Origin of the sequence: Ewingella sp. S1.OA.A_B6 (assembly GCF_049889095.1) — a bacterium.
Lineage (GTDB): Bacteria > Pseudomonadota > Gammaproteobacteria > Enterobacterales > Enterobacteriaceae > Ewingella.
The window spans coordinates 1,428,267-1,454,360 of sequence record NZ_JBLJFK010000001.1; the positions used below are offsets into that span (position 1 = coordinate 1,428,267).

The window sequence follows — 26,094 nt, forward strand, 5'->3', positions numbered from 1 at the left end:
TCATCTGGTTTCATAATTAAACCACTTTATTCCACGACACCGAGGTAGCACTTCATGGCTCAATCAACTTATTCCAAACCTGTCGCATTGATCACCGGCGCATCCAGCGGTATCGGTGCTACCTATGCTGACCGTCTGGCAAAACGCGGCTACGATCTGGTTCTGGTCGCCCGAGATAGCAAGCGCATGGAAACACTGGCAGCGTCGCTGCGCGATGCCTTCGGCGTTTCGATTGATATTCTTCCTGCTGACCTTACAAATCATGCTGACCTGTTGCGGGTGGAAGAGTATCTGCGCAGCCACCCTGCAATCTCCCTGTTGGTGAACAATGCCGGGGCTTCCCTGCCGGGCGGCTTCGAGACCAGCGATGCCGATGCCATCGACCATCTCATCCGCCTGAACGTGACATTAGTCGCTCGTCTGTCGCGTGTCGCCCTCGAGGGTTTGCTACACCATAAAAACGGCGCAATCATCAACATCTCGTCTGTTATGGCACTGGCACCAGAACTGAACGCGGCAGTATATTCGGCGACCAAAGCCTTTGTGCTGACTTTCTCGCAAACCTTGCAATGTGAATTGGCGCAAAGCGGCCTTTACGTGCAAGCAGTATTGCCAGCCGCCACCCGTACCGAGATCTGGGAACGCAGTGGGCGCAGCCTGGATGATCTACCAGGTTTGATGGAAGTGGATGATCTGGTGGATGCCGCATTGATAGGCTTCGATCGTAAAGAGAAGATCACCATTCCACCATTGCAGGATGCAACGCAGTGGGAAGACTTTGAGACCGCTCGCCGCAACATGCTGCCGGGCTTTGCTCAGGCTCATCCGGGCAAACGCTATAACGCCGAATAGTGCTCAATGATTCATTAGCCTTAAAGCAACGGCGTCCGTTCTCCCGGCGCTGTCTGCTCAATGTGCTGCTCCACTGTCGGTGCCAGTTTTTCAAACCCGCAGGCGGTAGCGGGATCAAACAGCGACAGAGATTCTATCTGATTAATCAGGATCACCTTGCGGAAGTTCAGCGCATTATTTGGCTCGGACACCGGCGTTATCCAGTGTTGTCGATAATACGCTGCATAGTTATGCTCGACCACCAGCTGCTGGGTTTGACGATCGCGGTAACCGCTGATCATCGGGATAACGACAACGTTATCCGTCGATGACGTTTCGCAGCGAGCTGTATGCACCATTCCAATATAGACCCGGTGTGAACTCAGCGTGATATACACCATGTCGCCCCGTTCCATGCATTGATACAAAATCCCTTCCACGCCGTTGGCACTGGTGAGCTGTTTGTATAACTGCTTGCGCCCGGCGGTATTGAGCCGAAGTCCCGGCGACCAAGTGGTGCGAAACAGGCACAGCATGACTGAAACGCAGAGCATAATAACCACCGGTGCCTGAATACCCAGGAAACTCCAGTTGATGAAGTCGCGGTGATAATGCACGTCCTGCCTCAGAGAGTGGATCTCCGGTAGGTGATTAATCGCCGACGAGATGCCCCACAGCAGTATATAGACAATGGCTATAGTCAGTACCCCTTGCAAAACGAAGATACAACCGTAGAGCGCCACCAGAAAGTAGACATCCCAACCAAAGGTGCGTTTAAGTTTGAAACGCGTTGAGATGTCGCGGGTGGTATACCAATAACCGCACACCATCAACACCATAAAAACTGCCGTTGCCATTAAAGTACACTCATCTTTTTCACGTGACGGGTGAAGTCCTGTTGCATTTGCTCATTGGCTGGATTCACCGATGCGATGCCGTTTTCATCGATGATAATGCGCTCCCCCTCTTCGAGGGTTTCCTGAATGTCGTTCGCAGTGAACAACCCTAAAAATTTTTCCGGGCTGGAAAAGACTCGCATAAAGATTTTCAGCATAACTGCTCCTTTGGATAGACATTCAGAGTAGCTAAGAAATCATGCAGTGTGACAAAAGAGACCAGATTTCGGATTTATTACTGGCAGGATGGCTATAGCGCAGCCAAAAAAAGGCACAGCATGACGCTGTGCCTTTCGTACTTTTCATATCTGCAAAAGCATCAACAGTTAGCTATTCTCTTCACTGGCATGATGCGCTTCTTCCTGAGCAGCCTGTTCAGCGTTAACTTCTTTGGCACGATTACGCAAACCGTACCAGCCAAGCACCAGCAGGAGGATGACGACCGGGATGGTCGACACGGTGAAAGTGCCGTTCGGGTAGTCAAAGGCCATCAGCACTAATACGCTGACAAGGAAACCCAGAGTCAGCCAGGAAGTGAACGGGGCCCACGGCATCTTAAAGGAGACCTCTTTGGCCTTGCCCTCTTTGATGGCTTTACGCAGTTTCATCTGGCAAACGATGATAAAGGCCCACGAGCTAAGGATCCCCAGCGAAGCCACGTTGAGTACAATCTCAAACACCTGCGACGGTACGTAGTAGTTCAGCACTACCCCGATGATATAGATACCCACAGTGACTAAGATCCCGGCGTAAGGCACCTGCTGCGAGTTCATTTTTGACATGAACTTCGGCGCAGAACCGCCCATCGACAGCGAGCGCAAAATACGCCCGGTGGAATAAAGACCGGAGTTGAGGCTCGAGAGCGCCGCGGTCAATACCACAATGTTCATGATGGTACCAATGTACGGCACGCCAAGTTTGCTGAAGAAGGTCACGAACGGGCTTTGACCTGCCTGATAAGCATTCCACGGCAGCAATAACACCAACAGCACCACGGACCCGACGTAAAACAGTGCAATACGCCAGATAACGCTGTTAATCGCTTTTGGCAATACGGTTTCAGGATCTTTGGTTTCCCCTGCAGCGGTTCCCACCAGCTCAATGGCCGCGAAGGCAAACACCACACCCTGCACCAGCACCAGCGCTGGTAACAAGCCATGCGGGAAGATACCGCCGTTTTCGGTGATCAAATGCAGGCCCGTGGCGTTGCCGGCAACTTCTTTACCCGTACCAAGCACCACTACGCCGACAATCAGGAACAGCATAATAGCCGCCACTTTGATCAGCGCAAACCAGAACTCCATTTCAGCAAACCACTTCACGCCGATCATGTTCATGGTGCCAACAATCGCCAGCGCGCCGAGGGCAAACATCCACTGAGGGACATCACCGAAGGTGCCCCAGTAATGCATGTACAGCGCGACGGCGGTGATGTCCACGATGCCGGTCATCGCCCAGTTGAGAAAGTACATCCAGCCTGCGACATAGGAGGCTTTCTCACCGAGGAACTCACGTGCATAAGAGACGAAGCTGCCGCTGGTCGGGCGGTGTAATACCAGCTCACCGAGCGCGCGGAGGATGAAGAAAGAGAAAATACCGCACACGGCATACACAATCGCCAATGCCGGACCGGCCATTTGTAAACGCGCACCGGCTCCAAGGAATAAACCTGTCCCGATAGAACCACCGATCGCAATCATCTGAACCTGACGATTGCCCATGCTTTTTTGATACCCGTCGTCATGTGACTCCAACCAACGTCGCTTAGCGGCTTGCTTCTCTTCAGCAGACTTTCTATGTAATCGCATTCGATCCTGTTCTCCAAAATGCCCGATGCCTGCTGATGTACTTACAGGCAAACGATTGCAGATGCTGACGTTTGCGCGGCTTTGCCGCTGTATTATTCTTAGCCTGATTAAATATCAGTATATTTACGGCGTTGGATGCTACCTTTTATGGACAAACGAGGCAAAAAAAAACGAAACCGTATTGTAAAATTGTGATCAGTCATAATTCATGAGAAAACTTTTTTACTGCAAAAAAACTCATCTACCTTCAGCGCTGCGGCTCTCTTTTCGCACCCTTTCTATGTTGATCGACAGGTACATGATCTCTTCAGTGCTGAGCTCCCGTTGGTAATGCGCCATAAGATAAGTACTTATTTTTTCGGCACAGGCCCAGGCTTTGGGATAGTTCTCTTTGACCGCCACGTGCAGCATCAGATCATCATCAGGGACCACCGAGCGGCTGAGCATTCGCTGAGAGAAGAATTTAAGATGAGTAACAAAACGCTGATAACTTAGAGTTTCCTCGTCATACTCCAGACTTAATTGGTACTTAACCATTTGCAGTATTTCTTGCATCACTTTAGTGATTTGCGTCACTTCCGCCATTTCACCGTTGAGCTGCGCGTTGACCAGATGCAGAGCAATAAATCCGGCTTCGTCAACCGGCAGACGGACCCCGAGCCGGGCGTCGATCATCTCCAGCGCTTCCAGCCCCAGAGCGTACTCTTTCGGATACAACCGCCGCGTTTCCCACAACAGCGCATTGCTGACAGGCACGCCCTGTTTTTGCCGTTCGATAGCGAAATTACAGTGATCGGTCAGCGCGATGTACAAATTTTCTTGTAACTTCCCCAGACGCTGGCTGGCCAACTGAATGATCTGGTCACACGTTGTCATAACGTCTATCGAGATATGCCCCAGTAACTCGGAAAGCCGGGCAACCAGTTGATCATTCTTCAGCGCGAAAACCTTCTCAATTTTACTGTCGTCTACGCTGTCACCTGCCTGTTTCTGAAAAGCCAGCCCACAGCCCATCACCACCTGCTCACGTAGCTGTTCGTCGAGCACCACCACCACATTATTATTAAGTATCTTGGCGATTTTCATTTGCGACCCCTGAAAAACAAAAAAACCTGATCACCCGGACATTGGGGGATCAGGTTTTGCCTGCCGGAGCAGTGACAATCCAAACACGGACTTTAGCAGTTTTCGTAAGCGTCTCAACAGCCGCTTTGCACAAACGTGATGAGGATCGTCGCTGCCTGTGATTTTAGAAAGTGACGATGGCTTTCAGCCCGGTGACCCACGCATCCTGTGTCTCTTTAATTCCCGCCGGACGGTACCAATATTGCAGATCCGGTTGCAGGATTAACCAGGGCCTGACCTTAATTTGATAGTACAAATCAGCATTCACCGAATGTCCCGGCAGAGGATGGTAAAGCGGATTTCCATAATCATCCACTTGATCGACATTGTTGAGATTAATTTGATTTTGTCGGTAGTGATCGCTCATTTTGATGTAAGTGACGCCAAAACCCAGCCAGTCATCAGGACGCGCATCAAACAGACCGCGATAACGCATAGAAACCGCCTGCGAGTAATGGATGTAGTTGCTGCGCTGATCGCCCAGCCCGAGGCTATAGGAAACACTCATCCCCCGATTCGGATCCCCGTCCCTCTGCGTGATCTGCTGGTTAAAACCGGTATACATAAACCAGGTCCGGTCGTGGTTGTTATATCCTGCGAGGTCGGTCGCGCCGTTACTTTGGGACTTGCCCTCTGACAAGTCTTGCTGCGGTGCATTGGTAAACAACACTCCGAGATTATAAATACCGGGCAAACCGTTGACCGTTGTTTTCAATTCCGCCTCGACCGGCAGCAGAAAACCTTTGCTGCCTTTGGTTGACCAGCTCCAGGCATGGCTACGCGCCGGTGCCTGTGGGTTTTGTTCCAATACGCCCGTTTTCAAGGTCAGCTCAGGCGTTAATTTATACTGAACAGTTGTTCCCCAGTAATGTACATTCCAGTTGTACCAGGTCAGTGAGTTCGCCGATTTCCCGCCGCATTGGCTCAGTAACTGAAAGTCGCAAGGAATGATTTGGTCAAAGTCCTGATTTTTATTCATCATACCGATACGCCAGTGCAGACGGCGAGCGTCAAAACTACGGGCAAAGGTCAGCCAGCCAAGACGGGTGATCGACTGTCCTCCCCAACTTTCCTGGGCAATATCATTGAATGAGACGCGCGGGTCCTGCGTGCGTTCGGTGGTCATATTATCGTTGTGATTACGATTAACAATATTTCCCTCAATGGCCGCATCAGGAATACCGGTCCACATTTCCAAATCCTGAGTAAACGTTAGAGAGAACTGATCAATATAGGCGGTCTTTTTATTATGGTTATATCCGCCCCCGGCGTTATAAGCAGATTCACTCAGATAGCCCAGATTATAATGGAAACCGTTATTTTCCAGGATCGGACGAATACCCAGCATATCCCCTAACATGCCTTCCGGCTGACTTTCAAAACCCAGTACAGTGCCGCTCCAGGTAGGTTCTCCATGCGCGTATAAAGGCATTGCCAGACAACCCGCTATTATCGCCGCGGCTCGTATTTTACTGAAGTCAGGAATAAGTGTTTTTGGAATAGGCTTCATCATTATAACCTTGTTGAAGATTTTATTATTTTGCCAATTCGCAAGCATAAGGTGCCCTGCGAAATATCGCATTTGTTTTTATATTTTTATAAGAGCGGCTTAATTAAGGGAATTAAATAAGCCGCGAGGATGATTAATTACACTTTGAGTGTCGCGCCATTGCTTTTAATCACGTCGGCGTACCAGAAGAAGCTTTTCTTGCGGCGACGTTCCAGCGTGCCATTACCCTGATCGTCACGATTGACGTAAATAAAGCCGTAGCGTTTCGAGAACTCTGCTTTTGACGCGCTGACCAGATCGATGGGTCCCCAACTGGTGTAGCCGATCACTTCCACACCGTCTTCAATAGCTTCATGTACCTGGACCAGGTGATCATTGATGTATTGGATGCGGTAGTCATCGTTGATGCTGCCATCGGCTTCAACGGTATCGCGTGCGCCTAAACCGTTCTCGACAATAAACAGCGGCTTTTGGTAGCGGTCATACAGTTCATTCATCAGATAGCGCAGGCCTTCCGGATCTATTTGCCAGCCCCATTCAGAACTCGCCAGATGAGGATTCGGCACCATATTCAGAATATTGGCACGGGCTTTATTATTTAACTCGTCGTCAGTCGTCACACAACCGGTCATGTAATAGCTGAAGGAGATGAAATCGATGGTCTCTTTCAGCGCCACGTTATCTTCTTCGGTGATAGTCAGCGCAATATTATTCTGCTTAAAGAAACGCGTCATATAAGCTGGATAATAACCGCGCACCTGCACGTCACCGAAGAACAGCCATTCGCGATTCTGTTGCAGAGTTTCCATTACGTCAGCCGGTTTGCAGGTCAGCGGATAAAGCATCCCCCCCAACAGCATATTACCGATTTTAGCGTCCGGGATGATTTCATGACAGGCTTTAACCGCTTTGGCACTGGCCACCAGTTGATGGTGAATAGCCTGATAAATCGCCTGTTTATCGCTGCCTTCCGGTAAACCCACGCCGGTAAATGGCGCATGCAGTGACATGTTGATTTCGTTGAAGGTTAGCCAGTGTTTCACTTTATGCTGATAACGCTGGAAGACGGTGCGGGCATAGTTCTCGAAAAAGCCGATGGTATCGCGACTGCCCCAGCCGCCATGCTTTTTGACTAATCCGTAAGGCATTTCGTAATGTGACAACGTCACAAGAGGCGTAATTCCGTACTTTTTCATCTCATCAAACAGACGGTCGTAATACGCCAGACCGGCTTCGTTCGGTTGAGTCTCATCCCCTTCAGGAAAAATACGCGTCCAGGCAATCGACGTCCGCAATACGCTGAATCCCATCTCGGCAAACAATTCCATGTCCTGTGGGAAACGGTGATAGAAATCAATAGCGACATCTTTGATGCCGACATCCCCTTCCACACGCTGCTTAACTTCACCAAAGATGCCGTTGGGTTGCAAATCTGAAGTGGACAGCCCTTTGCCGTCAGTCAGATAGGCACCTTCAACCTGATTTGCGGCAACCGCGCCGCCCCACAAGAAACCATCAGGGAAACGTAAACTCATTGGAACCTCCTTTTAAGAAACGAAATTAGCGTAAAAGCGTTAGTAAGGGTGCATTTTGCGTGATGTCTTGCCCGCTGCGGGCAGGGATGACATCCAGATAGTCATCACTGTTGGTAATAATCACCGGTGTAGTCAGGTCATAACCCGCCGCAGTGATGCCTTCTATATCGAACTCGAGCAACAGGTCACCCTGTTTCACTACGTCATCGACGTGGACGTGTGGTGTAAAAAACTGGCCGTCGAGTTTGACGGTATCAATGCCGATGTGGATCAGCACTTCAGCACCGTTGATGCACTCAATACCGATAGCGTGATGGGTGCGAAACAGCGAGGCAACCACGCCGTCCGCCGGTGCCAGCACCTGCCCGATAGTCGGTCTCACCGCCACACCTTTACCCAGCAAACCACTGGCGAACGTCGAATCCCGGACATTCGCAAGGTCAATCAGTACGCCTGTCAGCGGACTACTGATAGCCACTTTTTCACGAGCGATGCTAGCCGGAACGGCGTCCGTCGCGTCAATCACAGGCTGTTTGATTTGCTGACCGAAAAGATAGGTACTGACGGCAGCAAAAATCAGCGCAACCAGGGTCCCGACAACCGCGGCAGTCACCGTATGGTCAAAGCCGGTTGGCGGAATAACCTGTGTAAATGTAAATACGCTGGGGAAGCCGAAAGAATAGGTCGTGGTGTGGAAGTATCCCAGGATTGCCGATCCCATAGCACCGCCAATACAGCCGAAGATAAACGCCCGGCGATTAGGTAGCGTAATACCGTAGATCGCAGGTTCGGTGATACCAAAGATACCGGCGCTGATGGCTGAACCAGCCAGCGCTTTAGTACGTGCATCCTTTGTATAAAGCATTACGCCCAGTGTAGCCCCTACCTGTCCCATCACTGCGGGCAGTAACAACGGCAGCATAGTGTCATGGCCGAGTATGCTCAGATTGTTAATCATCAGCGGCACCAACCCCCAGTGCAGCCCGAAGATCACACAGACCTGCCAGAACGCTCCCATAAATGCACCAGCAATCGCCGGGCTGACGTTGTAAACGGCCAGGTAGCCGTGCGCCAGTTGCTGACTCGCCCAGGTCGCCAGCGGCCCAATCACCAGGAAGGTCAGCGGAACAATCACCACCAGGCAAATCAGTGGCGTAATAAAGTTACGCAATGCGCCGGGTAATATTCTCACCACCCTGCGCTCAAGCCAGCTGGACGCCCACGCAGCAAGAATAACGGGGATCACGGATGACGCGTAATTGATGAACCCCAGAGGAATACCGAGGAAATACTGCTCGGGAGCACCGGGCTGAAGTGACGCGTCAAAGGCGGAGATCATCAGCGGATGCATCATCGCGCCGCCAATCATCATGGTGATAAACGGATTCCCACCAAATTTTTTACCGGCGGTATAGCCAATGATCAGCGGGAAGAAATAGAACATGGCGTCACTGGCGGCAAACAACACTTTATAGGTGCCGCTTTCGGCTGAGGTCCAGTGGCAGGCCAGCGCCAGCGCCAGCAACCCTTTCAAAATGCCCGATGCCGCCATAATGCCGATGAATGGGGTGAAGATACTGGAGATAACATCGATCAGGCGCGCAAATAGCCCTTCGCTGCCTGGTTGCTCAGACCCCGGCGTTTCGGTTATCTCCGCGCCGTGGTTCAGTGCATTAAACACGTCCCCCACATGATTACCGATCACCACCTGAAACTGCCCGCCGCTCTCCACCACCATGATCACGCCCGGATCCCGCTTCAGTCGTTCCGCATCCGCCTTACTGGCGTCTTTAAGTTTGAAACGCAGACGGGTAGCACAGTGCACTACGCTTTTCACGTTCTCCCGACCGCCAACACCCAAGAGAATCTCTTCCGCTAATACTTTGTATTCCATTGAATTATCTCGTAGTAATGATTTTCTGCGAATAAAATGGCGTCGTGCACGACATTGCCGTTAACAGTCTGAGTAAAAGGATGCCGCTGACTTCAGGCCAAAAAAAAACCTAAACTTCATGCCTCTTCCACCGTTGGGGTGAAGAAGCAGAAAGTTTAGGTTTTGCCTGATTAACAGTAACAATCCTGTTTTTCTGACAGAGATTCTGTTGCGAACCTGCGTCAGATACAAGTAGAAATCAGGCGAAAAGTTTAATTTGTGACGGGGTTCAGATTTTGGCTGCGGGTGATTCTCGTTGACAGCTCACTCGCCAGTTGAAGAGCAGATAGCTGGCCAGAGACAGCAAACAGACACCCAGTGCGCCATACATCAACACGCCGCTAAAGCCATCAATCAACGCCAGTTGGGCGACGCTATGCTCGTTATTATGCTCGTTATTAAATTCAGCACCTCCGGCGATACGTTCGGCAAGCCGATGCAGATCTGCTTCATTCACGGGTAGCAGCAGTCGTCCGCGCAGGCTGGCGGTAATTCCCGCCACCAGCAAACTGCCCATCAAGGCAATATTAATGGCCAGCGTGATCAGCCGCGCGCTGATATCAATCCCAGACGCCATCCCTGCGCGATCGCCTGGCACCGAACCGGTGGTGGTATTGGTCACCGGTGTGTTGGTCAGGCCCAGCGCGGTGCCTGCCAGTAGTGCGCCAGGCAGCAGGCTTCCATCGTGCGCCGCCGCGTATTTCATCAGCATGAACCCGGCGCCGATGACCAATAACCCCAGCGGAATAACTTCCGCCGCGCCGTATTTCGCCACCAGTTTCTCTGCCAACGGGGGCATGACTAACGTCGGTAAGGTGTAAGCCAGTAGCGCCAGTCCGGTTGCCACACTACCGTAACCCAGACCACTCTGATAGTAGACCGGCAGATAGATCATCAGCGGCCAGAAGCTGAAATTCATGCCCACGGACCCCATCAGCGCGCCGGAAAAACGCCGGATGCGGAAGACACCGAAATCGAACATCGGGTGAGGATGGCGTTTCTCAATCCAGACAAACAACACGGCACTCAGCCCGGTGACCAGTCCGATGGCCTGCGCCGCACCGCTTTGCCAGCCGAGACTGCTGCCCTGCGTGATGAGAAACGTGGTGCCTAATACAGTGAGTGACAACGTCACAAGCCCGCCAATATCGAGTTTTTGGGCGTTTGTATCGCGCGATTCCACCACATTTCCCAGCGCTAAAATCAACGTTACCAGCGCAATAAAGACGTGAACCAAAAATACCCACTGCCAGCTGAACAGCGCCACCAGCGCGCCGCCGATAATGGGCCCGAACCCCAGTCCGAAGCCAAACAGGATCCCCCAGGCGGCAAACGCACGGCTGCGCGCTTTACCCTGGGGAAACTGGTACGAGAGAATGGCGATAAGGCAGGTCAGCATCGCGCCACCGCTCAGCCCCTGCAAAAAACGGCCAGCGATGAGCCACGCCGCGTTACCGGCCAGCCCGCACATCAGCGACGTCAACCCAAAAGCGATGATGCTGATGATGAAGACCCGTTTGCGGCCATAGCGGTCAGCCAGCGTGCCGGTTGCCATTAACACCGTGGTGCAGGCCAACGTGTAGGCATTCATGATCCATTGCAGATCGTTGAAACTGGCGTGCATCTGTTTTTCCAGCACCGGTAGGATCACCGGCACGCTGGAGATTTCCAACCCTGACATCAGCGCCGCCAGACAAACAGCGGTCAGAGCCAATAGATCCTTCATGAACATTTCCTGCAAAGCGTTAAGAGAGCGCCAGCATGAAAGAAGTGCGTCGCGGTGGAAATCAGCCCGGATGCCATGTATCGTCAAGATCATGCCAACTTGAGTGAAACCCTGCCCTGTATGCCAAAAGTTAACCTCCTGACGACTATGTCTGCTCCGGCGTTTTCTGCGCCGCCCCGCAACCGGCGGCTGGTGCTGCTGGCTTACGAATGTTTGTGCACCTTTGAATTTGGCATTGCGGTCGAGGCATTTGGCCGGGCCGATGAACTGCTTGGTGAACCGCTGTATGACCTGGAAGTCGCGTCAGTTGAGGAAGGCACTTTTGGCGCGCAAGGCGGCGTGCGTCTGGTGGTAGATGGCGGGCTGGAGTTACTCGAAGATGCCGGAACCATTGTGATCCCCGGCTGGCGCAGCATTGACGAACCCGCCACCGAGCGGTTGATTGCCGCACTGCAAAAAGCCCATGCACTTGGCACTCGTATTGTTTCCATCTGCGCCGGTAGTTTTGTGCTGGCAGCCGCAGGGCTGCTGGACGGCAAACGGGCCACTGCCCACTGGAATAGTACACACGCGCTGGCACAACGGTTTCCGAGGATTCAGGTAGAACACGGCATGATTTATGTCGATGAAGGCAGCGTGATCACTTCCGCAGGCGGAGCCGCCGGGGTCGATTTATGTCTGCACCTGATCCGGCGCGATTACGGTATCGACGTTGCCAACCGCACCGCAAGGCGGATGGTGACGCCGCCGCACAGGGAAGGCAACCAGGCGCAATATATTCAACAACCCGTACCCGTTCGCCCGACACAAACGCTGTCGCCGCTGCTCGACAACCTGCGTAGACGCCTCAATAAACCGCTGGCGATTGAACAACTGGCTGCCGAAGCGGGAATGAGCCGCCGCACCTTCCTGCGCCGTTTTCATGACGCGACCGGCAGCACGCCGGGTGAGTGGATGCTCGGCGTACGGCTGGAGAAAGCCTGTGCGCTGCTTGAAAGCGGTACGTTGAGCGTCGACCGCGTGGCCGAGCAATCAGGTTTTGGCTCCCCTGAAAGCCTGCGCCACCACTTTCGTCAGCGCCTGGGCACAACGCCGACCCTTTACCGCCAGCAATTCAGTGACCGTATTGCCGGAGAAATAAACACGCGTCGCTAGTCAGATAAATTAAATAGAGATTCTTGCCACACAGTGACGGATATCCCTATTAAGAATATCTACTGTCTCCCCAAAATAGTGCGAAGCTATATAAACATCACCATGACGGGGCATTATTTCATTACTTCAACTCTGTTGGTTGGTTTTTTGAACGCAAGCGATTACTTGCCAGTAACGTAATGAAAAAACCAGATGAGTTTTGTGAGCTTGCTGTTATAGTTCGCGTTTAAAACACCACTTAAACTTTCTGGGATCCTCATGGCATCAAATATATTGCATTTCCTGTTGAGTCTTATAATGGTATTCGGCGTGAGTTGGCTAATTAGCTACAACAAACGCGGCATTAAATTACGTTATGTGCTGCAAATTCTGGTGATTGAAATCGCACTGGCTTGGGTGCTGCTATACAGCCAGGCCGGGGTCTACCTTATCTCTGGCTTGTCTGGCGTGTTCACTAACCTGATGAGTTATGCTCGCGTCGGTACCGATTTTGTTTTCGGTGGTCTGGTCAATGAAAACCAGTTCAGCTTCTTCTTATTTGTGCTCTGCCCAATCATCTTTATTTCCGCGCTGATTGGTATTCTCCAGCATCTGCGTATTTTACCGTTAATGATTAAAGGTATCGGTTGGGCTTTATCCAAAATTAATGGTATGCCTAAGCTGGAGTCCTTTAATGCGGTGAGTTCATTATTAGTCGGACAATCCGAAAACTTCATCGCTATTAAAGATATTGTTCCTCAACTTAATGAACGCCGGATGTATACGTTATCTGCCACCGCCATATCAACCGTCTCAATGTCCATTGTCGGCTCGTATATGACCTTGCTGGAGCCGCGCTACGTTATGCTGTCGCTGATCCTGAATATGCTCTCTACCTTCGCTGTTTTACAGGTAGTGAACCCTTATTCTGATGAAGCAGACAGTGAAATGCCTAAGATGGACATACCCAAGCACAGCTTTGTCGAGATGCTGGGTGAATACATCATGGCCGGTTTCAAAATGGCGATGATTGTGGCCGCCATGCTGGTAGGGTTCAACGCTCTCCTGGCGATGATCAATGCGATTTTCCTGCACGGCGTTGGTCTGAGCTTCCAGGACATCATCGGTTATCTGTTCTATCCGGTGGCATGGTTGACCGGTATTGTCAGCCATGACTCACTGACCGCCGGCAGCATCATGGGCACCAAAATTGTCGCCAATGAATTTGTCGCCATGTTGCAGATGAAAGATCTGTTGGCCCAGTTGGAACCGCGCACCGTGGCAATCCTGTCCGTGTTCCTGGTCTCTTTTGCCAATATTTCTACCGTCGGTATTATTGCCGGTGCGGTAAAAAGCATTTCGGAGGTTCAGGGCAACATGGTCGCCCGTGCAGCTTTCCGCCTGCTGGTTGGCGCTACGCTGGTCAGCCTGCTGTCCGCTTCGATCGTCGGTCTGGTTTATCGTTAAAATCCCCGTTCTCTTCCAAGGGCAGCCGCGTTGGTTGCCCTTACTCACCAACGTCACGTAGTTGAGCTACAGTTAACCCATCCTCTTTCCAGAAGATTTAACTATGCTTTCCGTTAAACACTATATTCATACTCGCCCGCGGTTGTTGATCGCCATCGCTGCTGGCATTGGCTGTTATTTTTTGCTGCCATTGCTGCCAGCACACTTGTCACAATTTGAACGCCTGATGGTCAGTTGGAACATGCTGGCATGGCTCTATCTGATCCTGATCTGGCTACTGATGATGACGGCGGCACCGGCGCGGATCCGTACTATTGCCCGTGCCCAGGATGAAAGTGCCAGCCAGGTGCTGATGCTGGTCAGCATCGCCTGTCTGGTCAGTATGCTGGTGATTTTTATGGAACTCAGTACCGTTAAGCAGCTCTCCGGCGCGGCTAAATCCTTTCATCTGATCCTCACGGTTACCACGCTGGTTGCCTCGTGGTCGCTGCTACCGACCGCCTTTTCGATGCACTACGCCCATCTTTATTACCGGCGCGGGGCAGAAAAACAGAAAGCACTATTGTTCCCGGATAAAATAGAACAACCCGAGTATTGGGATTTCCTCTACTTCTCCTTCACGCTGGCCGTCGCCTGCCAGACCGCCGATGTGGCCACTGGCACCACCGAAGTTCGCCGTATTACGCTGATTCAGTCCATTATGGCGTTTGTGTTCAATCTGGCGATTTTAGGCCTGTCAGTGAACGTGGCTGCGGGGCTAATCAGCTAGCGTCGAGCCCATCCCCCTTGATTACCCTCTCACCTTTTACCTCAGCGCGGTTAACTCCCCCGCCTGAGGTGCTTAATGGCATCCGTGATACCTATAATTTTTTTATTCGATAAACTTGCGCTTCAGATAAGTGGATACTAATGTTTAAAAATGACTGAAAATGAGATATTCAAAGCGCTGGCTGACCCTACCCGCCGCGCCATCTTCGAGAAACTGTCGACAGGCGGCCTGAATGCCACAGCCCTGCGCGAAGGCATGTCGATCAGCCAGTCCGCCATGTCCCAACACCTTGCAGTTTTGCGTCACGCAAGTCTGGTGCGCGAAGAGCGTCAGGGGCGTTTCGTAAATTATGAAGTCGATCCCGCAGGCCTGGCGTTTGTCGCGCAATGGTTGGCCAAGTATCGCGCCTTCTGGCCAGCGCGGATCGACAGCTTGAAAACGTTGCTGAAGGATATGGAGTAAACGACATGATGACCGAGAGGAAAAATAAACACGTCGTGTTGAAATACGATCTCGACGCGCCTCCTGAGAAAGTCTGGCGCGCAATAAGCCTTTCCTCCCTGCGTCAGCAGTGGTTACCGTCACAAGTTTTGGCCGAAAGTGCGCCGGTGTGTTCCATACCAGGCAAGGAAATCTGCTACAAGATGCAGGACGATGAGCCGCCATATCTCGCCAGCATGGTGACATTTCAGCTTATGCCTAACCCGCAAGGTGGCACCACGCTCACCATTATTCATGGGCTGGAAGACGCCCGGCTGATGCCAGCCCATGGCGCTCAACCCGGACTGATGTGTGCAGCCTGAGGCGGCAGTTTAAAAATAATTTTCCCCGATAAAAGGAGTTCGCCATGCGCGAAATGATGCAACTCGTCCCGATGGTCGTCGAGCAATCCAGCACGGGCGAGCGGTCTTTTGATATCTATTCGCGCCTGCTGCGCGATCGGATCATTTTTCTCAACGGCGAGGTGAATGACAGCATCTCCACACTCATTTGTGCGCAACTGTTATTTTTGGAAGCAGAAAATCCCGGCAAGCCGATCAATCTCTATATCAATTCACCCGGTGGTGTCATCACCAGTGGCCTGGCGATTTATGACACTATGTGTTTTATTCAGGCACCGGTGCACACGCTATGTATGGGCACGGCCGGATCGATGGGTTCATTCCTGTTAATGGCAGGCGAATCCGGTGAACGAGCAGCGTTGCCCAACGCCAGTATCGTGGTGCATCAGCCTTCAGGAGGGTTTCAGGGAAAGGCATCCGATATTTTCATTCATGCGCAGGAGATGCAACTGACCAAGAAACGGATCACCGCGCTGTATGCTCAACATTGTGGGCGTACCCATGAAGAGGCAGAGCGTGCACTCGATCGCGACAACTTTATGACCGCAGAGCAGGCGCTTGAATGGGGGCTGATAGACCGAATTCTGACCAGAAGGCCTTAATGCTCAGGCGCCACCATACCGCGTAAGCAAAAGCATCCCGTCTGGCAGAAACTGCATCTGATCGTGGATACTGATACGGGTCAGGCTTTGCCACAGTGAGTTACAGTATAAGGAAATAAAGACCCTGATCTCACAGAGAAACGGTTAAATGAAAATCGGATGTTTTAGCACTGGCTATTCCACTGCCATAATCAACAATGGTCTTATGCGCTGATGCAGCGCGAATATCATCGTGTCTAAAGGAGTTTTACTGTGTCTGGTTCTACCGCTAATTTGCTTTCATGTTCTTTTGTGCTTGCCGTGCCCGATCTTAAGAAAAGTGCGGCTTATTTTCGTGATGTTCTCGGATTTAGTTTGGCCTGGCCTGAAGACTTGGGCTGGCAAATGGCATCACGAGGAGCTGTGCGTATCATGATGGGCCATTCACCGGATGCGATTCCCCCTTCGGAAACGGGCGATCACAGCTATTTTGGTTATCTGAATGTCGACGATGCCAACGCGCTTTATCATGAATTCGTCAGCTCGGGGGCCATCATACTTCAACCTCCAGCCGATCAACCTCATGGTATGCGTGAATTTACGGTAGCCACTCCAGAGGGTCACAGAATGATGATTGGTCAGGACTTGTCATCAAACGGGTAGATAATCTCCTGTAGAAACTGGCTATTTATATAGGGATATGATGAATATCAGACGATTTTTGGTCGTGCCTCGCACTGCAGATATCCCAGGCAGAGTGACTCAAGTTGCCCGCAAAGCTTAGGGATAATTAATTGCGGTGATTCCCCTTCAAGCACCAAACGAATGGGGCCGACCAAGGCTCCCATGAACATAAACGAGGTCATGGCAACGTCGTCAAAATGCGCATCGCAAGCGGTCTTCAACATAGCTTCCAGCGCAGCGCGATTGCGATCCCCCACTTCGCGAACATAAAGCCGTGAATCGAGTTCGACGGCAACCGCGTAGAGAGCTCGCGACTCGTCAAGGTTTTCCGTCTTCGCTTGCACGAATGCTCTAACCACGGTCTTCACCATCATCTGCAAACTCGCGTTATGCGCTGACGCAGCAGCATTCTCCGTCGCTCTCACCACCCTTTCTAAATGTCGCTGCAACACGGCAAATAGCAGCGCCTGCTTTTGAGGAAAATACTGATAAAGACTGCCGACCGAGACCCCGGCTCTCTCAGCCACGCGGATAGTAGTAAGCCGCTGCAATCCCTCAGCCCGTAAAACCTGAATAGTCGCATCAAAAATCGCCTCCACTGTAGCCTGGGAACGCGCTTGCCGCGGTTGTTTGCGGGCCTCTAACCCCTGTCCGTTATCTGTCTGCATATGCGAATTCACAATATGAATGATTATTCGTATTCTACATGAACACGTTACCGCTTACTAATCCCTGGAATAAGGAACGCATCAATGACTGAAGTGACACGAGCAGGTACTTTTCAACTGGGCGATCTGTCGGTTACACGCATGGGCTACGGTGCAATGCAACTGGCGGGTCCTCACGTTTTCGGGCCACCGAAAGATCGGGCAGCAGCACTGACGGTGCTTCGCGCTGCTATCGAAAGCGGAATTACTCACATCGACACGAGCGATTTTTATGGCCCTCACGTGACAAATCAACTTATCCGCGAGGCGCTCCATCCCTATTCTGACGCGCTCACCATTGTGACGAAGGTAGGGGCCCGCCGGGGTAGCGATGCTTCATGGAACGCAGCCTCATCGCCGGCCGAACTGGAATCGGCAGTGCATGACAACCTGCGTAATCTCGGTCTCGATGTGCTCGATGTGGTGAACTTTCGCGTCATGTTCAATGCCGCAGCACCGACTGAAGGTGATATTGAAGAGCCTTTGACGGCGCTCGCAGAGCTTCAGGCCAAAGGCTTGATTCGTCACATTGGACTAAGCAATGTGACCGGACAACAGGTGGCTCAGGGGCGCACGATCACGAACATTGCGTGCATCCAGAACATGTACAATCTTGCTCATCGTCAAGATGACGAGCTGATTGATAGTCTTGCAAAAGAGGGCATCGCCTATGTCCCGTTTTTTCCGCTCGGAGGTTTCTCTCCTCTGCAGGCCGATGCGTTGAGCTACGCTGCGGAGCAATGCGAGGCGACACCGATGCAGGTAGCTCTGGCATGGTTGCTACAGCGCGCACCGAACATCCTGCTGATACCGGGAACCTCATCAGTAGAGCATCTGCAACAGAACATCAAAAGTGTCAACCTTCAGTTACCTGAAGATCTCCTGTCATCGTTGAACAACATCGGTATCTGAAGCCGCCAAACAACGAGTTAGCAGTAACTGCTGACGGAAACGGGACATCACGTCAACACCCACCAATGCTTTGTAAAAGCATTGGTGCCTAACTGTTTGTAAAGTAAAGCGATAACCATAGTGAAAAATTGAGAAAAGGGACAACGATGGATGACGATACGTTAAAAACGCATCTGGCCGGCGCGTTAGGGAATTCGGCGAGAAGTGGAACCTGATTGAAAACGATAGCCGCACCCGGCATGACGAAGAGGAAAAAATCCTCCACGAGAACTATCCCGGCACCGAATACCATTACGCGCCTGGCACCAACTGGTTCGAAGTTTTAGGTGAACGCACAGCGCCGCTGTTTGATGAATACTGTACGGATAAGCACAGAGTGTACGGCGGAAAAAAACTAAGAGTTTTGGCTTCCCGTCCAAATTTGTCGGTATTGAACGTCCGACAGAAGTCCGCGTAGAGCTTAAAACCAAAAGCCGCGCCGAAGTCATCGTTATCACCCAAACCCCCTTTCAGGATGAGTATCTGGTTGTCGTTTTAAAAAAGGCGGGCGAATGGCGAATTGATAGCTATAAAGGGCGCCGCTACGGCAATGAAAAGTGGGACTCGAAAATACTCTGATTATCCTGGAGTAATGTCGGCATCAGCAGTTTTTTAGACCATCCGCAGGGTGTTTACCCGAGCCACCCAACCAAGACAGTCGCAAAACTCACCGAGGCTGCATTTTTTCCAACATCCATTCACGTAATGCTTCTACATCAGGACGTTGTGCAATATCTTCCAGCGTGAGCAGATAATAATTGGCGCCTGGCAGATAAGCCGCGAAAGGTGCGATCAGTATTCCGCGCTGTAATAGATCCCCGACCAGCAACTGACTGGCAATCACCACTCCCTGCCCCGCCACCGCCGCCTGCAACGCATGCGTTTCATCGCTGAAATGCAGACCCCTTGAAATATTCAGCTCCTCTGGTCCATAGCGTTGTTGCCAGTGTTTCCAGTCAGGTGACTCTGCGGGCACGTGCCGGTGTTCAACATGCAACAGAGTCGCACTGTGCAAATCGCCCACCGCTTTCAATCCCAGCGTCGGGCTGGCGACGACGACAAACCGATCCTCATATAACAACGTGCTGTGTAAGTCAGTCTCGGCACTCTCTCTATAACGGATGGCCACATCAACCGTGCGCTGGGTTAAGTCGACTCTTTCAATGCCGGTATGCAGGCGTAAATCAATCAGGGGAAAATCTGTCTTAAAATTCGCCAGCCGGGGAACCAGCCAGTTAGTCAGAAAGTTTGAGGTGGTGGTAATAGTCAGTGCGGGAAGTTGTCTGAGGTGGTCAATTTTTACGACGGAATCTTCCAGCGCGGTAAACGCGGATTGTGTGCCTGAATAAAGTATGCAACCCACCTCTGTCAATTTCACACCCTGCGCATTTCGCTCGAATACGCGACACTCAAGCATCGACTCAATCAGGCGAATTTGGTGACTGATGGCTGTCGCACTCACGTTAAGTTGCCCGGCGGCTCGTTTAAAGCTGAGACAGCCGGCAACAGCATGAAATGCGCGTAGTGCACCAAGAGGAGGTAACCGTAATTTTTTCATGATGAGTTAATTTCATCCATGGGTGAAAAGCATGACTTTGTCCCTCTTGTCATACAAGGGATAAGCTCGCAGCACTGGCTAATTAAGGATGAATATAATTTAGCATGGTCGCTTTTAATAGTGAGATTTATCATGACAATGACTTCTATACCTGACGCGTTCCCCTCTGCCGGACAAGCACGGATACATGCCGCCACTATTCTGTGCAGCATCCTGGCAGGACAAACAATCCTTTTACTCAAGCTCTCTGCACGGGGAAACCTGTTCATCAGTATTGCGCTGCTTTCGTTGCTATGTATCGTTTTTTCAGGCGGATGTTTTCTGGCGCAATTCAAGGTATTACAGCGAAAAAGTCTCCTGCCACGGTTATGTCAGGGTTTCCTCATCAGCGCAGCCGGTATGGTGCTACTGCTGGCGGCATCACGCGAATTACACAGCTGGCTGTCGCTGCTTCCGGGCATTATTATCTCCGGGCTGGGACAAGGAATAGTTTGCACAGCAGTCATCAAAGGATGCAAAAAAGAATGGCACAAATGGCATACGCCGATATACATGTCAGCCATGTTGATAATCGGACCTGTACTTTCGGTGACGGCTGTCGTGCTGCTACAGTCCAGATTTACCGGTATGACAGGTTTCCCCTACGCGTTTGCCCTGTTAGCGGATCTCTCATTACTTGGTGCGTTGTACGTCAAGATTATCGAGAGTGATCGCTAACGTTTGATGTCAAAAACCATCAAACAGCAGCATGTCGGGCCGACGAGTTAATGCGACAGGTGGTAAAACAAGCGGGTGATTTTCAGGAATAAAAAAGCCGATAACACCTTCATGTTATCGGCTTTTTTTACTGCGAACTAACGCAGAAATGAAGGTTTAAGCGTTCAGCAGTTGCTGCGCCGTACTCTCCACCAGCGTCAGCAGGACTTTGACATCCTCCAGGCTGACGGTTGGGTTCAGCAAGGTCAGCTTCAGGCAGGTGATGCCGTTATGCTCGGTCACACCCACATTAGCGCGGCCAGACTCCAGCAGCGCATCGCCGATCTTCTGATTCAGCAGCGCAATAGCGGCATCGCTGGCACTTGGCAGTGACTGCGGACGGAAACGAAACAGGACGCTCGCCAGCTGTGGCTGCATCACCAGTTCCAGAGACGGTTGCTCAGTGAGATAGTGAGCCACTTCCTGCGCCAGCGTTACGCCGTGATCGATGATCTCGGCATACTGCTTCTGCCCTAACGCTTCCAGGCCCATCCACAGTTTTAGTGCATCGAAACGGCGGGTGGTTTGCAAAGATTTGGACACCAGATTCGGCACGCCCGCTTCTTCATCAAACTCGGAGTTCAGGTAAGCCGCCTGATAGCGCATCAGCTCATAGTGACGGGACTCTTTAAGCAGGAACGCGCCACAGCTGATGGTCTGGAAGAACTGTTTGTGGAAGTCCAGGGTGATGGAATCCACGAGTTCAATGCCATCCAGATAGTCACGGTACTTCTCTGACAAGAGCAATGCACCGCCCCACGCCGCGTCAACATGCACCCAGATCTGATGCTCTGCCGCCAGTGTTGCAATAGCGCGCAGCGGATCGATAGCACCGGCATCGGTCGTGCCTGCGGTCGCAACAATCGCCAGGATCTGCTCGCCGTTGGCCTGCGCTGTGGCGAGTTTATCTGCTAAATCGTTGACGTCCATACGGGCGAACTGATCGGTTTTCACCCGCGTCACTGACTGGTAACCCAGACCGAGTAAAGCCATGTTCTTCTGCACCGAAAAATGGGCATTTTCAGAACATAACACTTTAATCTTCTTCAGGTTACCGACCAATCCATCCTGTTGAATAGAATGCCCCTGACGCGCAAAGAAGGCATCGCGCGCCAGCATCAGTCCCATCAGGTTACTTTGGGTGCCACCGCTGGTGAACACGCCGGCATCGCCAGCCTGATAACCCACCTGAGTACGCAGCCATTCGATCAGCTTCATCTCAATAATAGTGGCTGACGGGCTTTGATCCCAGGAGTCCATACTTTGGTTAGTGGCGTTAATCAGCACTTCGGCAGCCTGGCTTATTACCAGGCTCGGGCAATGTAAATGCGCAACGCACTGCGGATGATGTACGGACAAGCTGTCTTTTAAAAAGTACTCAATCGCACGTTCAATCGCTACCTGATTGCCCAGACCCTGCGGGTTGAAATCAAGCTTGATACGTTCACGCAGTTCAGCAACGGTCTTACCCTGATACATCTCAGGTTGTTGCAGCCACTGCACCACAGCGTTGCTGCTCTGTGCAATCGCCTGCTGGTACGCCTCGGTGCTTTGCGCGGAGGCGGCCAGGATCGGGTTTAACTCGGACATCGCGGTCATTTACTCCACTCAGACAGGTTTGACGCCGGCCGCTAACAAGGCCTGCTCAAATTTATCCAGGAAAATACCCAATTCATCATTGGTGATCAGCAAGGAAGGCAGCAGACGCAGAACGCAACCGTTACGGCCACCGCGTTCCAGAATCAGCCCGGCTTCGAAGCATTTTTTCTGTAACAGCGCAGACAGATAACCGTCAGCCGGGTAGCAGCCCATGTGATCCTGTGCCTCGTTGGGTTTAACAATCTCAATGCCGATCATTAAGCCCAGCCCACGCACATTACCGATGACCGGATAACGCTCTTGCAGGTCGGCCAATTTATCTTTCAGCCATTCGCCCTGAGCAGCCACTTTGTCAGCAATGTTGTTGTCTTTCAGATGCTGCAGAGTCGTCAGGCCGGTGGCCATTGCCAACTGGTTACCACGGAAGGTGCCGGTATGGTGGCCAGGTGACCAGGCATCAAACTCTTTCTTGATGCCGAGTACCGCCAGTGGCAAGCCGCCGCCGACCGCTTTGGACATCACGATGATGTCTGGCTCGATACCCGCGTGTTCGAAGGCAAACAATTTGCCAGTGCGGCAGAAACCAGCCTGAACTTCGTCAATAATCAGCAGAATACCGTGTTCCTGAGTCACTTTGCGAATGCGCTGCAACCACTCAGCAGGCGCCGGGTTAACGCCGCCTTCACCCTGAACGGCTTCCAGAATGACCGCCGCTGGCTTACGCACGCCACTTTCGACATCATTAATCAGGTTTTCGAAGTAATAGGTTAACGCCTTCACGCCCGCGTCACCGCCAATGCCCAATGGGCAGCGGTACAGGTGCGGATAAGGCATAAACTGCACTTCAGGCATCATGCCATTGACCGCTTCTTTCGGTGACAGGTTCCCCGTGACCGCAAGCGCGCCATGGGTCATGCCATGATAGCCGCCGGAGAAGCTGATCACACCAGAGCGGCCGGTATATTTCTTGGCCAGTTTCAGCGCTGCCTCCACGGCATCAGCACCGGTTGGGCCGGTAAACTGCAGGCAATACTCTTGGCCCTGTCCCGGTAATAAAGACAGCAGATATTCAGAGAACTGATCTTTCAACGGCGTTGTCAGATCCAGTGTATGTAACGGCAAGCCGCTGGTAATGACATTTTGGATGCTTTGCAGCACATCAGGATGATTGTGTCCCAGAGCCAAGGTTCCCGCGCCGGCAAGGCAATCAAGATATTGATTATTCTCAACATCGGTGATCCAGACGCCATGGGCTTGCGCAATGGCTAACGGCAATTTGCGGGGATAACTCCTAACATTCGATTCAAATTTAGCCTGTCGGGCTAAATAGGTTTCATTGTTTTCATTAAATGAATTCGCACCAAAATTATCAATACGGACTTTATCCGTCATCATATCTCTCCTACAACTGGGTTATCGCTAACGCCAAAGTTGAATAAATGAGTAAAAAAATAACCACTATGAATAAATCGCGGCCAATATATGGCTTTTTCATCCTCTTCTCAATAATTTATTGTGAAGAAATCTGTTTATAATTTTTTTATACAAATCAATGAATTGACGTTTTACTAACCGATCATCCTGCCATAAGTATATTACGTGGTCATTAATTAGGCATGAAAAGCAGGATGCTTTTCATGCCTAATACACCGAATGTTGATCTCTTTGCTCTCTTGTTCATCTTCAGCGATACTGGATTAATAAACAGTCTGTTTAAAAAAACAGGCCTATTCTTAACATTTTAATGAGGGATACCATGGGAGAATTTTCCGGTTTTACTCAGCCTGGCCTGACATTCTTGCAGCAGCTTAGTCAAAACAATAATAAGGAGTGGTTTGAGGAACATCGCGATATCTATCAGCAGCAACTGCTCAAGCCGGTGCGCAATCTGGTGACGGATTTAAGTCAGGATATGCAAGTGATTGATGACCTTTTTGAACTGCGCCCTGCGATAGGAAAAACCATCTCCAGAATGCATCGAGATACTCGTTTTTCCCGCGACAAGTCGATTTATCGCAGCAACATTTGGGTCACCTTTAAGCGTTCCCGCAAAAATTGGACCGACGCACCGACCTACTTTTTCGAATTTGGGCAAGACTGGTGGCGCTACGGCCTGGGCTACTACAGTGCATCCAAAAAGACCATGGATCTGTTTCGTCAGCAACTGCTGCGCGATCCTACGGCTTTTCTAACCATGGCGAAGTGCATCGAGCCCAATTTCACCATTGAAGGTGAAAACTATAAACGCCCGCTGATTAAAGATCAGTCCCCGGACCTGGCGGCATGGTACAACAAAAAATCCTTCGCGCTCATCAGCACTCATATGGACATGGACACCCTGTTCTCTGACAGACTGGTTGGCATATTGAGCAAAGATTTTCAGCGCATCGCGCCGCTCTATCACATGCTAATGAAAATCGAAGGAATGAAGAAAAATCAGTTGGCTGAAAATGGGTCTGGATTGCTGCGCGGCTGAGCAGCGGTTTCATACCGGCTTTAGCGCTTAATAAGCTGCCTGAAGGCGGCTTATTAAGCCGTGCGGTTATCATTCACTTTCTTTTGGAGCCGCAAAACCTAACAAGATGGCCTGGTTTGTGGATTTTGTTTGGCAGTAACGGGAAAGAGGTTGCGCGCCTAAACCCACTTTACGACATTTATCGATAATATCCTGTTCATTAAGAGTGTCCGATAACCAACAAACAATATGAATTCCTGAGTCCGTCGGTTCAACCCTAATACTCTGCGGAGGATACAATTGTATGGCTTCAATTATCACCCTTTGACGTTCATAGCATGCTTTTCGGACGCGCCTGACGTGACGTGCATAATGTACATCAGAAATAAATGTGGCAAGTGTGGCTTGTTATAAATAAGACGTCCGTGTATCCGCATAGTATTTGGCAATTTTAAATGACTCAATGAGATTTATCCATCCTCAAAGATTTAAAATTCACATAGGATTAATAGGAGGGGTGACACGGAATATATTTTTTAACCAACCAATATTGACAGTTATAAAAACGATATTATAATCAGCATTTTTACTAAAAGGATGAAGTAATGAAAGCGTTATTAATCACCTCTGCGTTGGTTGCCACTATTGGTTTTAGTACTTTTGCGCAAGCAGATAATCATACTGTTTCTTTAGGTTATGCCTATGGTAAAGCAGACGACGTGAAGCTCAAAGGCGTTGATGTTAAATACCGTTATGAGTGGGATAGTCCGGTAAGCATGATTGCCTCTTTCACCTACATGAAAGATAACATAAGCGATAGCATGATTAATGGGTACGAGGAAAATGGCTATGTTAATAAATCAACTGATGTGAAATATTATTCACTGACGGCCGGACCCGCTTACCGTGTTAACGACTATATTAGCGCATATGCTTTGGTTGGTTTAAGCCGTAGCAAAATAGATGTCAATTTATATTATAGCGGAAATGACTACACCGAAGACCGTAACACTCACTCTACCAATCTGGCTTACAGTGCGGGTGTGCAGATAAATCCAATTCCCCAGATGGTCGTTGATGTAGCTTATCAAGGCTCAAAAATTAAAGGCTTCAATGATTACAGTACTCATATGAACGGCGTTGTGATCGGTCTTGGTTATCGCTTCTGATTATAATTAATTCTGGTTTTATTTGGCCGGTTTCGTTGCATTATAATATCGGATAACA

24 protein-coding genes are annotated in these 26,094 nt (G+C 50.8%); 12 read left to right on the forward strand and 12 right to left on the reverse strand.

The features are described from left to right. Window positions 1-54: 54 nt before the first annotated feature. Window positions 55-852, forward strand: a complete 798-nt coding sequence (locus ACMV8I_RS06820; RefSeq protein WP_498864417.1) for an SDR family NAD(P)-dependent oxidoreductase — start codon at window positions 55-57, stop codon at window positions 850-852. 20 nt (window positions 853-872) lie between these two features. On the opposite strand, the gene ACMV8I_RS06825 is transcribed toward ACMV8I_RS06820, so the two are convergent. From ACMV8I_RS06825 to ACMV8I_RS06860, 8 genes are all read right to left on the reverse strand, one after another. Next, the gene (locus ACMV8I_RS06825; RefSeq protein ID WP_498864418.1) at window positions 873-1,688 is read right to left on the reverse strand and encodes a hypothetical protein; all 816 of its coding nucleotides are present in this window, start codon (window positions 1,686-1,688) and stop codon (window positions 873-875) included. Then, on the reverse strand, window positions 1,688-1,885 hold the full coding sequence (locus tag ACMV8I_RS06830) for a hypothetical protein (protein WP_498864419.1): 198 nt from the start codon (window positions 1,883-1,885) through the stop codon (window positions 1,688-1,690). Before ACMV8I_RS06830 ends, ACMV8I_RS06825 begins: the two co-directional genes overlap by 1 nt. A 168-nt stretch (window positions 1,886-2,053) precedes the next feature. Next, window positions 2,054-3,535 carry an L-asparagine permease gene (gene ansP / locus ACMV8I_RS06835; protein WP_498864420.1) on the reverse strand — a complete coding sequence of 494 codons (1,482 nt, stop codon included), beginning with the start codon at window positions 3,533-3,535 and terminating at the stop codon, window positions 2,054-2,056. Between the two features lie 237 nt (window positions 3,536-3,772). Next, window positions 3,773-4,621 (reverse strand): transcriptional antiterminator BglG, encoded by an 849-nt coding sequence (gene bglG / locus ACMV8I_RS06840; RefSeq protein WP_498864421.1) that lies wholly within the window; start codon window positions 4,619-4,621, stop codon window positions 3,773-3,775. A 163-nt stretch (window positions 4,622-4,784) separates the two neighbouring features. Then, window positions 4,785-6,092: a carbohydrate porin gene (locus ACMV8I_RS06845; RefSeq protein WP_498864744.1), complete on the reverse strand. Its 1,308-nt coding sequence runs from the start codon at window positions 6,090-6,092 to the stop codon at window positions 4,785-4,787. 215 nt (window positions 6,093-6,307) lie between these two features. Then, complete coding sequence (locus ACMV8I_RS06850) at window positions 6,308-7,705, reverse strand: glycoside hydrolase family 1 protein (RefSeq protein ID WP_498864422.1); 1,398 nt, start codon at window positions 7,703-7,705, stop codon at window positions 6,308-6,310. A gap of 25 nt (window positions 7,706-7,730) precedes the next feature. Further along, window positions 7,731-9,599, reverse strand: a complete 1,869-nt coding sequence (gene bglF / locus ACMV8I_RS06855) for a PTS beta-glucoside transporter subunit IIABC (protein ID WP_498864423.1) — start codon at window positions 9,597-9,599, stop codon at window positions 7,731-7,733. A gap of 268 nt (window positions 9,600-9,867) precedes the next feature. After that, window positions 9,868-11,364 (reverse strand): MFS transporter, encoded by a 1,497-nt coding sequence (locus tag ACMV8I_RS06860; protein WP_498864424.1) that lies wholly within the window; start codon window positions 11,362-11,364, stop codon window positions 9,868-9,870. Window positions 11,365-11,484: 120 nt separating this feature from the next. On the opposite strand from ACMV8I_RS06860, the gene ftrA reads away from it, so the two are divergent. The 7 genes from ftrA (at window position 11,485) to ACMV8I_RS06895 (ending at window position 16,820) form a co-directional block, all read left to right on the forward strand. Further along, window positions 11,485-12,519 carry a transcriptional regulator FtrA gene (ftrA, locus tag ACMV8I_RS06865; protein ID WP_498864745.1) on the forward strand — a complete coding sequence of 345 codons (1,035 nt, stop codon included), beginning with the start codon at window positions 11,485-11,487 and terminating at the stop codon, window positions 12,517-12,519. Between the two features lie 258 nt (window positions 12,520-12,777). Further along, the gene (locus tag ACMV8I_RS06870; RefSeq protein ID WP_498864425.1) at window positions 12,778-13,965 is read left to right on the forward strand and encodes a NupC/NupG family nucleoside CNT transporter; all 1,188 of its coding nucleotides are present in this window, start codon (window positions 12,778-12,780) and stop codon (window positions 13,963-13,965) included. A gap of 103 nt (window positions 13,966-14,068) precedes the next feature. Beyond that, a complete protein-coding gene (locus tag ACMV8I_RS06875) occupies window positions 14,069-14,734 on the forward strand; it encodes a DUF1345 domain-containing protein (RefSeq protein ID WP_498864426.1) in 666 nt (221 codons plus the stop codon). 150 nt (window positions 14,735-14,884) lie between these two features. After that, window positions 14,885-15,196, forward strand: coding sequence for an ArsR/SmtB family transcription factor (locus ACMV8I_RS06880; RefSeq protein ID WP_498864427.1), 312 nt, complete (start codon window positions 14,885-14,887; stop codon window positions 15,194-15,196). 5 nt (window positions 15,197-15,201) lie between these two features. After that, a complete protein-coding gene (locus ACMV8I_RS06885; protein ID WP_498864428.1) occupies window positions 15,202-15,537 on the forward strand; it encodes an SRPBCC family protein in 336 nt (111 codons plus the stop codon). A gap of 44 nt (window positions 15,538-15,581) precedes the next feature. Beyond that, window positions 15,582-16,178, forward strand: a complete 597-nt coding sequence (locus ACMV8I_RS06890; RefSeq protein ID WP_498864429.1) for an ATP-dependent Clp protease proteolytic subunit — start codon at window positions 15,582-15,584, stop codon at window positions 16,176-16,178. Window positions 16,179-16,430: 252 nt separating this feature from the next. Beyond that, the gene (locus tag ACMV8I_RS06895; protein WP_498864430.1) at window positions 16,431-16,820 is read left to right on the forward strand and encodes a VOC family protein; all 390 of its coding nucleotides are present in this window, start codon (window positions 16,431-16,433) and stop codon (window positions 16,818-16,820) included. Window positions 16,821-16,867: 47 nt separating this feature from the next. On the opposite strand, the gene ACMV8I_RS06900 is transcribed toward ACMV8I_RS06895, so the two are convergent. Beyond that, window positions 16,868-17,509 (reverse strand): TetR/AcrR family transcriptional regulator, encoded by a 642-nt coding sequence (locus tag ACMV8I_RS06900; RefSeq protein WP_498864431.1) that lies wholly within the window; start codon window positions 17,507-17,509, stop codon window positions 16,868-16,870. An 84-nt stretch (window positions 17,510-17,593) separates the two neighbouring features. Here ACMV8I_RS06900 and ACMV8I_RS06905 point away from each other — a divergent pair, with 84 nt between their 5' ends. Beyond that, window positions 17,594-18,460: an aldo/keto reductase family oxidoreductase gene (locus tag ACMV8I_RS06905; protein ID WP_498864432.1), complete on the forward strand. Its 867-nt coding sequence runs from the start codon at window positions 17,594-17,596 to the stop codon at window positions 18,458-18,460. Window positions 18,461-19,166: 706 nt separating this feature from the next. Here the strand turns inward: ACMV8I_RS06905 and ACMV8I_RS06910 are convergent. Further along, window positions 19,167-20,057, reverse strand: a complete 891-nt coding sequence (locus tag ACMV8I_RS06910; RefSeq protein WP_498864433.1) for a LysR substrate-binding domain-containing protein — start codon at window positions 20,055-20,057, stop codon at window positions 19,167-19,169. 132 nt (window positions 20,058-20,189) lie between these two features. Between ACMV8I_RS06910 and ACMV8I_RS06915 the strand changes: the two genes are divergently transcribed. Beyond that, the gene (locus ACMV8I_RS06915) at window positions 20,190-20,774 is read left to right on the forward strand and encodes a hypothetical protein (protein ID WP_498864434.1); all 585 of its coding nucleotides are present in this window, start codon (window positions 20,190-20,192) and stop codon (window positions 20,772-20,774) included. A gap of 156 nt (window positions 20,775-20,930) precedes the next feature. On the opposite strand, the gene ACMV8I_RS06920 is transcribed toward ACMV8I_RS06915, so the two are convergent. Further along, window positions 20,931-22,403: a pyridoxal phosphate-dependent decarboxylase family protein gene (locus tag ACMV8I_RS06920; RefSeq protein WP_498864746.1), complete on the reverse strand. Its 1,473-nt coding sequence runs from the start codon at window positions 22,401-22,403 to the stop codon at window positions 20,931-20,933. An 18-nt stretch (window positions 22,404-22,421) separates the two neighbouring features. Continuing rightward, the gene (locus tag ACMV8I_RS06925; protein WP_498864435.1) at window positions 22,422-23,807 is read right to left on the reverse strand and encodes a diaminobutyrate--2-oxoglutarate transaminase; all 1,386 of its coding nucleotides are present in this window, start codon (window positions 23,805-23,807) and stop codon (window positions 22,422-22,424) included. 361 nt (window positions 23,808-24,168) lie between these two features. Here ACMV8I_RS06925 and ACMV8I_RS06930 point away from each other — a divergent pair, with 361 nt between their 5' ends. Both ACMV8I_RS06930 and ACMV8I_RS06935 read left to right on the forward strand, forming a co-directional pair. Further along, window positions 24,169-24,888 carry a DUF2461 domain-containing protein gene (locus tag ACMV8I_RS06930; RefSeq protein WP_498864436.1) on the forward strand — a complete coding sequence of 240 codons (720 nt, stop codon included), beginning with the start codon at window positions 24,169-24,171 and terminating at the stop codon, window positions 24,886-24,888. A gap of 584 nt (window positions 24,889-25,472) precedes the next feature. Next, complete coding sequence (locus ACMV8I_RS06935; RefSeq protein WP_498864437.1) at window positions 25,473-26,036, forward strand: Ail/Lom family outer membrane beta-barrel protein; 564 nt, start codon at window positions 25,473-25,475, stop codon at window positions 26,034-26,036. The last annotated feature ends 58 nt before the right edge of the window (window positions 26,037-26,094 follow it).

Excerpts from the sequence above, each read along its gene's own strand:
- ACMV8I_RS06820 (WP_498864417.1), top strand. The coding sequence starts at position 55 with ATGGCTCAATCAACTTATTCCAAACCTGTCGCATTGATCACCGGCGCA.
- ACMV8I_RS06825 (WP_498864418.1), bottom strand. The coding sequence starts at position 1,688 with ATGGCAACGGCAGTTTTTATGGTGTTGATGGTGTGCGGTTATTGGTAT.
- ACMV8I_RS06830 (WP_498864419.1), bottom strand. The coding sequence starts at position 1,885 with ATGCTGAAAATCTTTATGCGAGTCTTTTCCAGCCCGGAAAAATTTTTA.
- ansP (WP_498864420.1), bottom strand. The coding sequence starts at position 3,535 with ATGCGATTACATAGAAAGTCTGCTGAAGAGAAGCAAGCCGCTAAGCGA.
- bglG (WP_498864421.1), bottom strand. The coding sequence starts at position 4,621 with ATGAAAATCGCCAAGATACTTAATAATAATGTGGTGGTGGTGCTCGAC.
- ACMV8I_RS06845 (WP_498864744.1), bottom strand. The coding sequence starts at position 6,092 with ATGCCTTTATACGCGCATGGAGAACCTACCTGGAGCGGCACTGTACTG.
- ACMV8I_RS06850 (WP_498864422.1), bottom strand. The coding sequence starts at position 7,705 with ATGAGTTTACGTTTCCCTGATGGTTTCTTGTGGGGCGGCGCGGTTGCC.
- bglF (WP_498864423.1), bottom strand. The coding sequence starts at position 9,599 with ATGGAATACAAAGTATTAGCGGAAGAGATTCTCTTGGGTGTTGGCGGT.
- ACMV8I_RS06860 (WP_498864424.1), bottom strand. The coding sequence starts at position 11,364 with ATGAAGGATCTATTGGCTCTGACCGCTGTTTGTCTGGCGGCGCTGATG.
- ftrA (WP_498864745.1), top strand. The coding sequence starts at position 11,485 with ATGCCAAAAGTTAACCTCCTGACGACTATGTCTGCTCCGGCGTTTTCT.
- ACMV8I_RS06870 (WP_498864425.1), top strand. The coding sequence starts at position 12,778 with ATGGCATCAAATATATTGCATTTCCTGTTGAGTCTTATAATGGTATTC.
- ACMV8I_RS06875 (WP_498864426.1), top strand. The coding sequence starts at position 14,069 with ATGCTTTCCGTTAAACACTATATTCATACTCGCCCGCGGTTGTTGATC.
- ACMV8I_RS06880 (WP_498864427.1), top strand. The coding sequence starts at position 14,885 with ATGACTGAAAATGAGATATTCAAAGCGCTGGCTGACCCTACCCGCCGC.
- ACMV8I_RS06885 (WP_498864428.1), top strand. The coding sequence starts at position 15,202 with ATGATGACCGAGAGGAAAAATAAACACGTCGTGTTGAAATACGATCTC.
- ACMV8I_RS06890 (WP_498864429.1), top strand. The coding sequence starts at position 15,582 with ATGCGCGAAATGATGCAACTCGTCCCGATGGTCGTCGAGCAATCCAGC.
- ACMV8I_RS06900 (WP_498864431.1), bottom strand. The coding sequence starts at position 17,509 with ATGCAGACAGATAACGGACAGGGGTTAGAGGCCCGCAAACAACCGCGG.
- ACMV8I_RS06905 (WP_498864432.1), top strand. The coding sequence starts at position 17,594 with ATGACTGAAGTGACACGAGCAGGTACTTTTCAACTGGGCGATCTGTCG.
- ACMV8I_RS06910 (WP_498864433.1), bottom strand. The coding sequence starts at position 20,057 with ATGAAAAAATTACGGTTACCTCCTCTTGGTGCACTACGCGCATTTCAT.
- ACMV8I_RS06915 (WP_498864434.1), top strand. The coding sequence starts at position 20,190 with ATGACAATGACTTCTATACCTGACGCGTTCCCCTCTGCCGGACAAGCA.
- ACMV8I_RS06920 (WP_498864746.1), bottom strand. The coding sequence starts at position 22,403 with ATGTCCGAGTTAAACCCGATCCTGGCCGCCTCCGCGCAAAGCACCGAG.
- ACMV8I_RS06925 (WP_498864435.1), bottom strand. The coding sequence starts at position 23,807 with ATGATGACGGATAAAGTCCGTATTGATAATTTTGGTGCGAATTCATTT.
- ACMV8I_RS06930 (WP_498864436.1), top strand. The coding sequence starts at position 24,169 with ATGGGAGAATTTTCCGGTTTTACTCAGCCTGGCCTGACATTCTTGCAG.
- ACMV8I_RS06935 (WP_498864437.1), top strand. The coding sequence starts at position 25,473 with ATGAAAGCGTTATTAATCACCTCTGCGTTGGTTGCCACTATTGGTTTT.